Source organism: Kribbella sp. NBC_00482 (genome assembly GCF_036013725.1).
Lineage (GTDB): Bacteria > Actinomycetota > Actinomycetes > Propionibacteriales > Kribbellaceae > Kribbella.
In genome coordinates this window covers 1,906,586-1,919,985 of sequence record NZ_CP107881.1, presented here as the reverse complement: position 1 = coordinate 1,919,985, position 13,400 = coordinate 1,906,586, and the positions used below count along the sequence as shown (strand labels likewise).

Sequence of the window (13,400 nt, the reverse complement as noted above, 5' to 3'; positions counted from 1 at the left end):
GCGGCGGACAATGGGGGACATGCATGTGCGTGCGCCGGAGCTCAAGGGTCGTGGATGGTTGAACACCGGGGGACACGAGTTGTCGCTCGGGGACTTCCGTGGACGCTTTTTGCTGTTGGATTTTTGGACGTTCTGCTGCATCAACTGTCTGCATGTGCTGGACGAGTTGCGGCCGTTGGAGGAGAAGTACGGCGACGCGTTGGTGATTGTGGGGGTGCACTCGCCGAAGTTCGCGCACGAGGGTGAGGAGGCCGCGGTCCGGGCCGCTGTCGAGCGGTACGAGGTGGGGCATCCGGTGCTGGACGACCCGGAGCTGATCACCTGGCAGAACTACACCGCACGCGCCTGGCCGACGCTGGTCCTGGTGGATCCGAACGGGTACGTCGTCGCGCAGTACTCCGGTGAAGGCCACGAGCACGCCCTGGATGCCCTGCTGGCCGAGCTGATCGTGCAGCACGAGGAGGCAGGCACCCTCACGCGCGGCCGGTCGCCGTACGTCGCGCCGACGCCCGAGCCGACAGATCTGCGCTTCCCCGCGAAGGTCGTTGCGCTGGACAACGGGTTCCTGGTCGCGGACGCCGGCAACCACAGCGTCGTCGAGCTCGCCTCCGACGCGACCACCGTCGTACGCCGGATCGGATCGGGTCATCGTGGTTTCGCCGACGGGACCGCCGATGCGGCGAGCTTCTCCGAGCCGAACGGGCTCGTGGTCCTTCCGTCGGACGTGGCCGCGAAGGTCGGGTACGACGTGGTGGTCGCGGATACCGTCAACCACGCGCTGCGCGGGGTGTCGCTCGCCGACGGTCAGGTGACGACGTTGGTCGGCACGGGCAAGCAATGGATGGACGGTGACGGGACCGACGTACTGAGCTCGCCGTGGGATGTCGCCTGGTGGGGCGACAAGGTGTGGATCGCGATGGCCGGCGTACATCAGCTGTGGACGTTCGATCCGTTCACCGGGGAGACCGCGGTCGCGGCAGGTACGACCAACGAAGGGCTGAAGGACGGGCCGCTCGGTGACGCGTGGTTCGCGCAGACGAGTGGGCTCGCGGCGGACGGCGATCGCCTGTGGCTGGCCGATTCGGAGATCTCGGCGCTGCGGTGGATCGACACCGAGGTGCACACGGCCGTCGGCACCGGGCTCTTCGACTTCGGGCTGCGCGACGGCAAGGCGAGCGAGGCGTTGCTGCAGCATCCGCTCGGTGTGACGGTTCTCCCGGACGGATCCGTCGCGATCGCCGACACGTACAACGGCGCCGTACGCCGGTTTGACCCGCGGACCGAGACCGTCGAGACGATGGCGACCGGGCTGGCCGAGCCGAGCGGGGCTGTTGTCGTGGGCAACGAGCTGCTCGTCGTCGAGTCTGCCGCGCACCGCCTGACCCGGATCCCCCTCGGCGCCTCTGCGACGGCCGACGAGTTCAGCACGCGGACGCAGCGCCCGCCGATGGACCTCGCCGCTGGAGAGGTCACGCTGGAGGTCGTCTTCAACCCGCCGCCGGGGCAGAAGCTGGACGACCGCTACGGCCCGTCCACGCGGCTGCTGGTCTCCTCCACCCCGGACAACCTGCTCCGCGAGGGTGCGGGCGACTCCACCGATCTCGTACGCCGTCTGGTCATCGACCCGCACGCCGGCTCCGGGGTCCTCCACGTTGCCGTCCAGGCTGCCTCGTGTGACGACTCCGCCGAGGTGGAGTTCCCCGCCTGCCATATGCACCGCCAGGACTGGGGCGTCCCCGTCCAGATCACCCCCGACGGCCCGAACCGTGTCGAACTCGTCCTCTCCGGCAGTAAGTAACTTGTTTGACGGAGGGGTACCGTCGAAGGTGTAGGACCAAGGACTCGCTGGGAGGCTCGGATGAGCATCGGTGTGGGGATCTTCTTGATGGTGGTGGGCGCCGTCTTCGCGTTCGCCATCCGCGACACCTGGGACGCCGTGAACCTGCAGATCGTCGGCTACATCCTGCTACTCGCCGGACTGGCCGGCATCCTGCTTTCCTTCTACATCACCAACCGCCGTCGGCGCGTTGAGACCGACGCCATCGACCCCGCGATCGAAGAGGAGTACCGCGTCGTCGAGGAACACCACCGCGACATCAAGGAGTAGGCCCTAGCTCAGCGGCTGTGGAGTTCGATGTCGCCTGAGGTGGTGGTGGCGGTCAGGGTGTGGCCGGCGGTTGTGTTGTTGCCGATGCCGTCCTCGACCTCGCCGTGCTTGCTCTCGGTGGTGACCTTGTAGGCGCCGGTCGGGGCGCTGATCTCGATGTCGCCGCTGGTGCCCTTGGCGCGGATGTCGTTGGCCTCGGAGAGGTCGAGTTCGATGTCGCCGGACGTGGTCTCGACGTTCACCGCGCCGCCGCTCAGGTCCTTGGCCTCGATGTCGCCGGAGTTGGCCTTGACGTCGAGTTTGCCGGTCAGGTCCTGCACGGACACGTCCCCGGACGTCACGTCGAGGTTGACGTCGCCCTTGACCTCGCGGAGTTCGACCTGGCCGGAGTTGGACTTCGCGTCGACCCCGGCCACGCCGGTGATCTCGAGGTCGCCGCTGCCGTTCTCACCGGTGACCTTGGTGCCGCGCGGCACGGTCACCTCGAAGTCGGCGGTGCACTGCCAGCCGCAATCGCCGTCCAGCTTGAGTACGCCGTCCTTCACCGAGTACGCGTCGCCATGCTTCCAGAACCAGAACTTGCGCTGCTCCCGGACACTGGTCTGGTCGTCGTCGGACACGTTGATCTTGATGTCCGCATGGCCGGCGGCGAGCTGCACCGTGGTGATCTTGTCGTCGATCTTGTGCGTGTCGTCGGAGTCCCGATCCCCGAACTGCCAGAACGCCAGCCCGGCCGCCGCCACCAGCAGGATCACGCCGAGCTGCTTGTTCTCCGCCATCGTCCGCCTCTTCTCGAGCCCACCCACGTTGTCGCAACGACAGTAGGCTCCGGGGCCGGGCCCCAGGATCAGGCAGATCCCCCGACGCGCCCCTGAACCGCTCTCAGGGAACCACCCTCATCGACGCAGCTCGCCCCTGGACACCGCCGCGGCCAGGTCGTCGCCGGTGGTGCCGAAGAAGGTCCGCGCCCAGAGCGAGTCCTCGTACCAGTACGGCCCGTCCTTGCCGGGAAGCGACGCCGGCGCCGAGCGACGCTTGAGGGCCTGCCGGCACTCGTTGCACAGCGGCAGCGTCAGCGTGGTGCCGTCGGATTCCACCTTGGTCGGTCGACCGGACGAGCGACCGTGCAGCGGGTTGAACGCGCACAGCTCCGGTACGGCGTCCACCTTCCGATCGGCTGCGATCGCGACCGCGGCGTCGTACTCCCGCCGAGCTTTGTCGAGCAGCACCATCGCGCCGACCAGGTCGACGAGGCCGGGCGATGAGTCAAGAACCTTTGATGCGGCGGCGTGGTCGTCAAGCGCGGCCTGCTGGTGAACCAGCCCTGCGCCTTCGGTGGTCGGGAGCGCGGCCAATTCCGAGCCGAGGCTGGTGAGCTCGGCGTTCGTCTCCTGGGTCAGGCGCCGGCGCCGCTCGGCCGCCACTGTCGCGGCCACGTGCGGCGGGATCCGGAACGTCTTGGACCCCGAACCCCGGCTGCGCCCGATCAGCAGACCCAGACCGACCAGGACGACGAGTCCGCCGACGATCGACAGCGCGACGATCCACCCATGACCGCTCGGCTCCGAGATGCCACGGGACGGCTGACCCGACTGCGGTCGGTTCGAGGTCTTCGGGATGCCTGGTTGGGCAAGCAGCTCGTACATTCGGGCCAGCACCTCGGTCGGCCCCGCGTCGTACCCCGTGTCGGCCAGCGCACGCGTCCGCGCCGCCTGCAGCTTGTCCTCGCTGACCTGCGACACGTCCCGCGTCTCGTACCACGGGAAGCGGCTGCCGCCGTCCACCACGACGTACAGCCCCGGCTGCCGGAGCGCGTCCATGATCAGGGTGAGTGCCGTGTTCTCCTCGCCCTGGAACTCGTCGCTCGGGGTCAGCGGCAGGACGACGGTGTAGACCGGGTACCCGAGCGCCTTCGCCTTCGTGCGCACGTCGTCCAGCAGTTTCGCGGGCAGCCCCGTCTTGTACGCCGGGTCGATGTAGACCGGGTCCTTCTTCAACGCGGTCGCGATCTCTTGCGCCCGCTCCGCCGGGGTCCGCGCCGTACCAGCCTCGGCCGGAGCAGCAACCAGCAGCGTCAGCACCGCCGCGAGGCAGGCAAGTAGAAAACGGGCCTTCACGCGCGTCCCTTTCGTCGTGGGCGGGCGATCGCCGCCACGATCAACACGATTCCGCCGAGCAGGCCGCCGCCCATGACGCCGAGGACGGTGCCGCCGAGGCCGTTCGCGATCGCCTTGCCGACGGTGAACTTCTCCACCGGGGCCGAATCCTCCGGCTCGGGCGGCAGCGGCTCGGTCCGGGCCGGCTTCGGCGTGCTGTACGTCGACTCCCGCAGGCCGTCGAGGTACTCCGAGAGCTGCTTGCTCAGCGCCTCGTCGCCGTCCGCGTAGGTCCATGTCGGCGCGTAAGCCCCGAGCTGGTGCGCGACGCCGTACGACCGGTCGCCGTCCATCACGACGTACACGCCCGGCTTGCCGTTCGCGGCGGCCAGCCGGCCGGCGAGCAGCGTGGTGTCGCCCTTCTCCGGGAACCATTCGCCGCTCGGTACGACGGCGACGAACACCGGCACCTTCGCGTTCGAGATCACCTGCAGCGTCTCGTCGCGATCGGCGATCGACGCGAAGTCCGGGTCGACGTACAGGTTCTGCTGAGCCCAGGCGGCGACCGCGGCGGTGATCCGGGGATCGGTCGGCGTGGCCGCCCACGCGGTCCCGGTCAGCAGAACAACTGTTGCCATCAGCAAGAGGACGAGCCGTCTCATCGGACATCGTCCTTCCGGCCGGAGATGCGGTCGACCAGGTCGTCGGAGAGCGCGCCGAAACCGGACGCGACCATCGGGCTGTCCTCCGGGTCGAGCGTCCAGTACGGCACCGGCTTGCGGTCGTGACCGAGCAGTCCGGACTTGGCCGGCACCAGCAGACCGCTCGGCGTATCGCCCCGGCGTACGACGCTCGCACACCATTCGCAGGCGGGTACTTCGACATCGTCCGACCAGTCGACCTTCACCGTGCCGGGATTGTGCGTCGGGTTGAAGAAGCACGGAGGCTGCAGGGCCGCACCGGAGGCGAGCCGCTCGGCCTGCCGCGCGAGCACGAGCGCGCCGGCTGAGGCGAGGACGTCCTCCGGCTGGTCCGCGCGCAGCGTCCGCGCCGCGTCGAGCCGGCGGAACGCGTCGTCGCGCTGATCCAGCAGCTGGGTCGTCTTGTTGCGACGCCGGTCCAGTCGCGCAAGGGCGCGCTCGGCCTGCTTGATCTTCCCGTCCGCCTTGAGCCGTAGGTTCCGCGGCTCGATCGACTTACTCGACCCCGAACCCTTCGGCCTGCCACGTCGCCGCAGCCCGAGCACCAGCGTCAGCAGGAACCCGAGGAGCCCGCCGACACTGAGGCCGACGTACACGGCCCGGTCCGACTTGTCGGTCACCGAGAGGCCGCGGTGCGGGCGCTCCGGCTCGAGATCGGCGGCCGGGACAGCCGGCAATGGGCGACCGTCGTACGCCGTCGACGCATGCTGGATCGTGCGGACGATCTGCGGCGCCGGGCGATCCGTGACGACGTCGAGGCGCTGCTTGTCCTCGGACCGCACGCTGGTCAGGTCGCGGCCCCGGAGTCCGCCCTGCCGGTACAGCTCCGCGCTCGTCGACCAATAGTTGTCGTCCACGAGCGCGACCAGGTACAGGCCCGGTTCACCGACCCGCGCGTGCAGCAGCGTCGGCCAGTCGAGCCGCTTCTTCGCCAGGTACGGCGTCCGCGGCACGAGCGCGACGTACACGGGAACTCCCGCCGTACGCATGGCGCTCCGGATCCGGTCCAGTTCGGTCGCGGGGATCGCCAGTCGCTCGTCGACGGACAGGTGATCGGTTCGCCAGGCGGCGGCGATCCGGTCGGGCGGCTCCGGCGTCTCCGCACGCGCCGGGAGGGCGGGGAGGAACGCGACTGCCGCGAGCAGGGCGGTGAGAAATCGAACGGGCATCGCGGACAGCGTACGACGACCGGGCCTGGACACATTCACACGGACGCAAGCGCACATCTGCTGGTTCCACCCCGGGAGAGTTGACGCGACCCTGGCTCGGACAGGGGAGACCAAGCCAGGGTCACGGTGTTTCAGGGCAGAAACGTTGCTACACCGGCACGCTCTGCAACAGGGCAGATCGTGGGGCAACCCGGGGCAGATCAGCCGATTTCATGCCCCGAGCATTCTTTGCCCAGGGCCCCGAACCTCCGGCTCGACCCGCGCAAGTGGCCGAGCCGGAGGAGTACGGGATCAGAAGGCGGACTCCGGGAGGTCCATCACCTCGAGGTCGGTGAGTTCGGCTTTGATCCGCTCGGCGCGGACCGACGGCATCGTCGAGCGGACGAACCACTGCGCCGCCGCGACCTTGCCGGTGTAGAAGTCCTGGTCGGCCGGGGACAGCTCGCCGCCCAGCTTCTCCAGCGCGACCTCGGCCTGCCGGAGCATCAGCCACGAGCAGACCACGTCGCCGAGGACGAACAGCAGCCGGGACGTGTTCAGGCCGACCTTGTAGACGTTCCGCGGGTCACCGTTCTCGGCCTGCGGGTTGGCGGCCATCAGGGCCTGCCCCATGATGCCCAGGATCTTCTGGGTGTCTTCGAGGCCCTTCGCGAGCAGCCCGCGCTCCTCCTTCAGGCGGCCGTTGCCGGCCTCGGAGGCGACGAACGCCTGCACCTTCTCGGCGAGGTGGCCGAGCGCCTTGCCCTGGTCCTTGATGATCTTGCGGAAGAACAGGTCCTGACCCTGGATGGCGGTCGTGCCCTCGTAGAGCGTGTCGATCTTCGCGTCCCGCACGTACTGCTCGATCGGGTAGTCCTGCAGGAAGCCGGAGCCGCCGAACGTCTGCAGCGACTCGGTGCCGAGCAGCGTCCAGGACTTCTCCGAGCCGTAGCCCTTCACCAGCGGCAGCAGCAGGTCGTTGACGCCCTCGGCGAGCGTGTCGTGCTCACCGGCGTACCGCGCCTGCTCGGCCCGGTCCTGGTACGTCGCCGTGAACAGCACGAGCGCCCGCAGCGCCTCGGCGTACGCCTTCTGCGTCAGCAGCGAACGCCGTACGTCGGGGTGGTGGGTGATCGTGACCCGCGGCGCGTCCTTGGCCGGGTTCGTCATGTCGGCGCCCTGGACCCGCTCCTTGGCGTACTCGAGCGCGTTCAGGTAGCCCGTCGACAGGGTCGCGATCGCCTTGGTGCCGACCATCATCCGCGCGTACTCGATCACCTGGAACATCTGCGCGATGCCGTCGTGCACCTCACCGAGCAGCCAGCCCTTGGCCGGACCTCCGTTGTTACTGTCGCCGAAGGTGACCTCGCAGGTCGTGGAGACCTTGATGCCCATCTTCTTCTCGACGTTCGTCACGAAGGCGCCGTTGCGCTCGCCGGTCAGCTCACCGGTCTCGAGGTCGAAGTCGTACTTCGGAACCACGAAGAGGCTCAGGCCCTTGGTACCCGGACCGCCTGCACCCTCGACGCCCTGCGGCCGCGCGAGCACCAGGTGGACGATGTTCTCGGTCATGTCGTGCTCGCCCGAGGTGATGAACCGCTTGACGCCCTCGATGTGCCAGGAGCCGTCGTCCTGCAGCGTGGCCTTGGTGCGCCCGGCGCCGACGTCGGAGCCGGCGTCCGGCTCGGTCAGCACCATGGTGGCGCCCCAGCCGCGCTCGATGATGTGGTGAGCGATCTTCTTGTCCCGCTCGGTGCCGTTGCGCCAGAGCACGTGCGCGAAGTTCGGGCCGGCGGCGTACATGTGCACCGCCGGGTTGGCGCCCAGCACCAGCTCGGCGGCGGCCCAGCGCAGCGACGGCGGGGTCGGCTGACCACCCAGCTCGGCCGGCAGTTCGAGCTTGAACCACTCGGCGTCCATGTAGGCGTGGTAGCTCTTCGTGAACGCCTCCGGCATCCGGACCTCATGGGCTTCCGGGTCGAAGACCGGCGGGTTCCGGTCGGCGTCCGCGAAGGACTCGGCCAGCTCGTGCTTGGCCAGCCGGTCGACCTCCGCGAGCACTTCGCGGGCGGTGTCGACGTCCATCTCGGCGTACGGGCCCTGACCGAGCACGTCGCCCCGGCCCAGCACCTCGAGCAGGTTGAACTCGATGTCCCGCAGATTCGACTTGTAGTGGCTCACAGACACTCCCCAACTTTACTCGCCAGTAACTTGAGTATATACCCGCCGGTAACGAGGGCAAAGGGAGATTGACTGTGAGGTATGAAGTTGATTTACGAGACGCATGCGACCACGGCCGACAACGAACGCGAGATCGCGACCGGTTGGTTACCGGGTGAGCTGTCGGCCGCGGGCCGGGATCAGGCACGGGAGCTCGGGGAGCGCCGGCGAGAGGTCGACGTCGTGTTCAGCTCGGATCTGCGGCGGGCGGTGCAGACGGTCGAGTTGTCCGGGCTGACCGTGCCGCACTTCCAGGACTGGCGGCTGCGCGAGTGCAACTACGGCGAACTGAACGGCGCCCCGCGCGACGCCCTCGAACCGCGAGTGGAGCGCGTCGGTACGCCGTTCCCCGGTGGCCAGTCGTACGACGACGTACTCGAGCTGACCCGCTCGTTCCTTGCCGACGTGAAGCGGTGGTACGACGACCAGGTGGTGCTCGTGGTCGCGCACTCGGCGAACCGCTGGTCCCTCGAGCACCTCGTCGGCAGCCACGCCCCGATGAAGCAGTTGGTTGCCGACGGCGTCAACTGGCAGCCGGGCTGGGATTACGAGTGCTAGCGCCGGAAGGAACCGCCGATGAACTTTTCGCGTCCTAGGATCACAAGCGTTCAGCATGAGGTCGCCCACGGCCTCACACGTCACAGAGGGAGTTGGCATGGGGTGGCGAGACAAGCCCGCGCGGGATGAGCTTGCGGGAGACAAGGCGGAGACCAGGCAGCGGCAATTCGGGAAGCTCGTCGACCGGCTCCAGACGAACGGCCAGACCGCGGCCGCGAACAATGTCATCAACGGCGCAGGCCGGGGAGATTCACCCGAGGTGCTGCAGGACCGCATCCAGTCCGCCCGTGACAAGCGCGAAGGCAACGAGCGCTAGTTGTCAAGGGGATGGCCGGCTCTGAGGGCCGGCCATCCCGTTGTTTCTAAGGCTTGTAGACCGTCGCGCTGCCGTACAGCTTCTGGGTGAAGGCGGTCATGTACGACGACGTGTCGGACTCGGTGAGGTTGTACGTGAGGAAGACGCCGTACCCCTCGTCGACGGTGCGTTGGGCGAGGCTTGCGGCGGTCGAGGAGCTGGTGGCGGTGTACGACACCGCGGCGGGGGACATGCGCGACTTGGCGCTCGGTGCGGACGGGACGCCCCAGGTGCCGTAGTACGGGTTCCAGCCGTAGTCGAAGCTGTCGACGATGCTCTGGCCGTTGTAGGTCAGGCGCTCGGCGGACGGGCCGATGTCGTAGAGCGTGATGAGCTTGTTCGGGAGCTTCGCGCGGAGCGCCTGGACCAGGTAGACGAACGAGAAGTCGTTCGGCTGGCCGGTGCCGTTGTTGCCGTACTCGACGTACTCGTCGTCGAAGTCGATCCCGTCCAGGCCGTACTGGTTGACCGCGTCCGCGAGTTCCTGGGCGAAGGCGTCGGCGGACGCCTGGTCCGGGAAGTTCGCGAAGCCGGCGCCCTGGTGGTTGCCGAGGATCGAGAGCAGGACCTTGATGCCCTTCTGCTGCAGCGGGCGGACCTGCGTGGCGACGTTGTTCAGCACGTCCGTCACCTGGTCGTTGAAGTGCAGATACGCCTTCGTGCCGTCGTAGTTGATGTTCGCCGCGAAGATCACCGCGACGTCGATCACCTGGGCGCCGCCGTTCGCCAGCGTGTACTTGCCGGCGTTCAGCATGCTGTGGTCGTTGACCTCGATGTACGCGACGGTGACCGGTCCGGTCTTCGCGCACGGGCGGCGTTTGCCCGCGGCTTCGGCGGGCAGTGCGGCACCGGTGGCGGCCGCGGCAGTCCCGGCGGCCAGGGCTGACAACAGGGTCCTTCGCTTCATGAGCTGATCGACTCCTCGTCAAACGATGGGCGGTGTCGCTATATCGGTTAAGTACCCGTCGCCGCCTGGCTGAATGCTCAGGCGGCGACAAGAGATAAACCGGTATAGCGACACCGATCATCGATCGGGCCAAACCCGGTGTCAAGAGGTCGGCCGGCTACCGCGCGGGGAGCGGATCGATGTACCCGTGGTCGATGACACCGGCCGGAACCTCCGCCACCGCGATACCGTCCTTGAAGACGAACGGAGTCAGTTCGTCACGCGTGGCACCCCAGCCGAGCTGCTTGCCCATTCCGACGACGACGAAGAAGTTCGCTTTCCCGGGGTCCCGGATCTCGAAGTAGGGAAAGCTGAAGTCGTCCGAGGGAACCACGAATCCGGCGTACGCCGGGCGCCCCTGCCCGTCGTCGCGGATCATGGCGACAGCGGTGTGAATGCTGTTGTACGGGTCCTTCTGCACCGGCGCCTGGTAGTACTGCACCACGATCGCGATCCGGCCGGCCGGCGAATTCCCGGCCCAGTAGATCCTCGGCTCCCCACGCAGCAGGCCCCAGTCTTCGCCGAAGGGATCGATGAGGTGGCCGCGCTGCTTCAGTTGCATGGCGTGCCAGGCCGCCCGGACCTCGTCGAGATACACATGGTCGCCGGCGAGGTTGCCGCCCGTGGCCTGTGTCATCAGCGGCGCGTAGCGGTCCCTCCGGTTCGGAGTGATCGGATCGACCCACTGTGTGGTCGTAGCCGTCGGCGTCGCAGCCGGCGACTGGTCGGCTCGGTCGCGAACGGCAGGTACGAATGCCACGGCAGCGATCACGGCGACGGCCAGTGAGCTCCCGGCGAATGCGGTCAACCGGAACCGCCGGAGCCGGCGAGCGCCGCCGGCGCGGGCACGGTCGAGGAGGTCCGACGGGGCTTCGACGTCGTCGACGTCGGCGGCCAGCCGCTCCTTCAGATGGGTCTCGGTCATCGCAGTCCCTCCAGGAGTGCGGGTTCGGTGATCAGCCGGAGTCGGTCGAGGGCGCGGGAGGCCTGGCTCTTGACGGTGCCGATCGAGCAGCCGAGGGCCTCCGCGGTCTGCGCCTCGGTCAGGTCGTCGTAGTACCGCAGCACGATGACGGCGCGCTGCCGTGGCGCGAGCTCCTGCAGAGCGGCGAGTAGGTCGCGGCGTACGACGTACCCCTCGGAACCGTCCGGCTGCGGCTGGTCGTGGTTCTCGGACAGCGCGACTTCGCTGGGCCGACGGAGTCTGGTCCGCCATCTGTTGGCGACCAGGTTGGTCAGCGTCTTCCGGGCGTACGCCTCCGGGGCCCCGGTCCGGATCCGCGGCCAATGGACGTAGAGCCGTTCGTACGTCTCCTGCACCAGGTCCTCGCCCGCTCCCCGGTCGCCGGTGAGCAGTACCGCGGTCCGCAGCAGCCGGGTCGCACTGCCGCGGACGAAGTCGTCGAAGTCGTCGCCTCGCGTGCTCATCCACCCTCCCGTCCATCGTCGCTCTACCAAGGAGAACACCGCCGATGTGCGGATGGTTGCGTCCCCGGGTTCGCGGAGCCGGGTGGTCATGGACGAAACTGGAGGTTGCGACCGGCCATCGACGGGAGTGACATGCGAGTGATCGGGCTGATGTCCGGGACGTCGTACGACGCAATCGACGCCGCTGCCGCGGATCTGCGGCTGGACGGCGACCAGTTGGTGCTGACACCGCTGGGGATGTTGAGTCAGCCGTACCCGGACGAGCTGCGGGCAGCCGTCGCCGCCTCGTTGCCGCCGGCGTCCACGTCCGTCGAGCAGGTGTGCAAGCTCGACACCGGGATCGGGCAGTCGTTCGCGGCGGTGGCGCGGCAGGCGGTCGAGCAGCTCTGCGGTGGGTACGCGGACCTGGTCGTGTCGCACGGGCAGACGGTGTTCCACTGGGTCGACAACGGGTCGGTGCGCGGGACGCTGCAGCTCGGGCAGCCGGCCTGGATCGCGGAAGCGACCGGCGTACCGGTGGTGTCGGATCTGCGGTCGCGGGACGTCGCTGCAGGCGGGCAGGGGGCGCCGCTGGTCAGCATCCTCGACGTGCTGTGGTTGCGCGGGCGTCCCGGCGTACCGGTGGCGCTGAATCTCGGCGGGATCGCGAACATCACCGTCGTCCAGGGTGAACCGGTTGCCTTCGACACCGGCCCGGCGAACGCGCTGATCGATGCGGTCGTGGCGGAGCTGACCGGGCGGCCGTTCGACGCGGACGGGGTGATGGCGGCGCGCGGACAGGTGCACGAGGAGCTGCTCAAGCGGTTACTGGCCGAGCCGTACTACGCGCGGCCGGCACCCAAGTCGACGGGGAAGGAACTGTTCAACCTCGCGTACCTGGCCCAGGCGATGGAGGGGCTGCCGGTGATTCCGGCGGAGGACCTGGTCGCGACGGTGACCACGCTGACGGCGCGGACCGTGGCCGACGCGGTACGGCGGTACGGCGGGACCGAGGTGGTGGCATCGGGTGGCGGGATCCGGAACCCGGCGCTGATGCATCTGCTGGCGGACGAGTTGGACATTCCGGTCCGGACCACCGACGAGCTGGGGATACCGTCGGCGGCGAAGGAGGCGTACGCGTTCGCCGTACTCGGATTCCTCACCGTCCACGGCCTCGGCGGAACCGTCCCGAGTTGCACCGGCGCCGGCCACTCGAGCGTCCTCGGCTCGGTCACTCCCGGCCTGAGCGGGCTGCCGACGATTTCCGGCGAGGCACGACCACCCATGCGTCTCCTGGTCGAGTGACCGCACACTAGTCCCTATGACGAGGTTGTTCGTGGTGACTGGGGCACCTGGTTCGGGGAAGTCGACGGTCGTGCCGGAGCTGGTCCGGCTGAGTCCTGGGAACCTGGTCGTGATGGACATGGACGAGCTGCTGGACGACGACGGCCGGCTGCTCGGGCTCGACATCGCGAGTCCCATGGCCGTGCCGATCTGGCCCGCGTACAACGCGCTGTGGCTGCGGATCACCGAGCTGATCCGGCGCTCCGGCATACCGGTCCTGCTGCTGTCCCCGGCGCAGCCCGCCGAGCTGCCCGAGGGCAGGTGGCTGCACCTGGACTGCCCGGACGCCGTACGGCGGAAGCGGCTGGCGCGACGTGGTTGGCCCGAGTCCCAGATCGACGAGGCGCTCGCGGACGCGGCCGAGATCCGCAAGCTCGTACCGCGGTCGGTGCGCGGGGACGTCTCGCCGGAGCGGGTCGCGAAAAGCATCCTGGACTGGATCCGCGGGGAACGCTTCGGCAAGACCCTCAGCCTGTGGGGCCGGTTCCGGAGTTGACCTTCGAGTTGGTGCAGGGATG

The 13,400-nt window shown here is 68.5% G+C and carries 14 protein-coding genes; 6 read left to right on the top strand and 8 right to left on the bottom strand.

Annotated features, from left to right (window positions below; genetic code table 11):
- Nucleotides 1-10 precede the first annotated feature (10 nt).
- A complete protein-coding gene (locus tag OHB24_RS09610; RefSeq protein WP_327638608.1) occupies nucleotides 11-1,798 on the top strand; it encodes an NHL domain-containing thioredoxin family protein in 1,788 nt (595 codons plus the stop codon).
- Nucleotides 1,799-1,858: 60 nt separating this feature from the next.
- Nucleotides 1,859-2,107 (top strand): DUF6458 family protein, encoded by a 249-nt coding sequence (locus OHB24_RS09605; RefSeq protein ID WP_327638607.1) that lies wholly within the window; start codon nucleotides 1,859-1,861, stop codon nucleotides 2,105-2,107.
- An 8-nt stretch (nucleotides 2,108-2,115) separates the two neighbouring features.
- Here OHB24_RS09605 and OHB24_RS09600 read toward each other — a convergent pair whose 3' ends face one another.
- The 5 genes from OHB24_RS09600 to OHB24_RS09580 form a co-directional block, all read right to left on the bottom strand.
- A complete protein-coding gene (locus tag OHB24_RS09600) occupies nucleotides 2,116-2,886 on the bottom strand; it encodes a DUF4097 family beta strand repeat-containing protein (protein WP_327638606.1) in 771 nt (256 codons plus the stop codon).
- Between the two features lie 117 nt (nucleotides 2,887-3,003).
- Entirely contained in the window at nucleotides 3,004-4,224 is a 1,221-nt protein-coding gene (locus tag OHB24_RS09595) for a hypothetical protein (RefSeq protein WP_327638605.1), read from the bottom strand.
- Nucleotides 4,221-4,865, bottom strand: coding sequence for a hypothetical protein (locus OHB24_RS09590; RefSeq protein ID WP_327638604.1), 645 nt, complete (start codon nucleotides 4,863-4,865; stop codon nucleotides 4,221-4,223). Before OHB24_RS09590 ends, OHB24_RS09595 begins: the two co-directional genes overlap by 4 nt.
- Entirely contained in the window at nucleotides 4,862-6,073 is a 1,212-nt protein-coding gene (locus OHB24_RS09585; protein WP_327638603.1) for a hypothetical protein, read from the bottom strand. The genes OHB24_RS09590 and OHB24_RS09585 overlap by 4 nt, the downstream gene beginning before the upstream one ends.
- A 291-nt stretch (nucleotides 6,074-6,364) precedes the next feature.
- Nucleotides 6,365-8,233 (bottom strand): acyl-CoA dehydrogenase, encoded by a 1,869-nt coding sequence (locus tag OHB24_RS09580; protein ID WP_327641037.1) that lies wholly within the window; start codon nucleotides 8,231-8,233, stop codon nucleotides 6,365-6,367.
- Nucleotides 8,234-8,314: 81 nt separating this feature from the next.
- Here OHB24_RS09580 and OHB24_RS09575 point away from each other — a divergent pair, with 81 nt between their 5' ends.
- On the top strand, nucleotides 8,315-8,830 hold the full coding sequence (locus OHB24_RS09575) for a histidine phosphatase family protein (protein WP_327638602.1): 516 nt from the start codon (nucleotides 8,315-8,317) through the stop codon (nucleotides 8,828-8,830).
- A gap of 97 nt (nucleotides 8,831-8,927) precedes the next feature.
- On the top strand, nucleotides 8,928-9,146 hold the full coding sequence (locus tag OHB24_RS09570) for a hypothetical protein (protein ID WP_327638601.1): 219 nt from the start codon (nucleotides 8,928-8,930) through the stop codon (nucleotides 9,144-9,146).
- A 46-nt stretch (nucleotides 9,147-9,192) separates the two neighbouring features.
- On the opposite strand, the gene OHB24_RS09565 is transcribed toward OHB24_RS09570, so the two are convergent.
- The 3 genes from OHB24_RS09565 to OHB24_RS09555 form a co-directional block, all read right to left on the bottom strand.
- Nucleotides 9,193-10,092: an endo-beta-N-acetylglucosaminidase H gene (locus OHB24_RS09565; protein ID WP_327638600.1), complete on the bottom strand. Its 900-nt coding sequence runs from the start codon at nucleotides 10,090-10,092 to the stop codon at nucleotides 9,193-9,195.
- A gap of 157 nt (nucleotides 10,093-10,249) precedes the next feature.
- Entirely contained in the window at nucleotides 10,250-11,056 is an 807-nt protein-coding gene (locus OHB24_RS09560; RefSeq protein WP_327638599.1) for a hypothetical protein, read from the bottom strand.
- Nucleotides 11,053-11,559 (bottom strand): SigE family RNA polymerase sigma factor, encoded by a 507-nt coding sequence (locus tag OHB24_RS09555; RefSeq protein ID WP_327638598.1) that lies wholly within the window; start codon nucleotides 11,557-11,559, stop codon nucleotides 11,053-11,055. Before OHB24_RS09555 ends, OHB24_RS09560 begins: the two co-directional genes overlap by 4 nt.
- Before the next feature lie 132 nt (nucleotides 11,560-11,691).
- Here OHB24_RS09555 and OHB24_RS09550 point away from each other — a divergent pair, with 132 nt between their 5' ends.
- Nucleotides 11,692-12,843 (top strand): anhydro-N-acetylmuramic acid kinase, encoded by a 1,152-nt coding sequence (locus tag OHB24_RS09550; protein ID WP_327638597.1) that lies wholly within the window; start codon nucleotides 11,692-11,694, stop codon nucleotides 12,841-12,843.
- Between the two features lie 16 nt (nucleotides 12,844-12,859).
- Complete coding sequence (locus tag OHB24_RS09545) at nucleotides 12,860-13,378, top strand: AAA family ATPase (protein WP_327638596.1); 519 nt, start codon at nucleotides 12,860-12,862, stop codon at nucleotides 13,376-13,378.
- The last annotated feature ends 22 nt before the right edge of the window (nucleotides 13,379-13,400 follow it).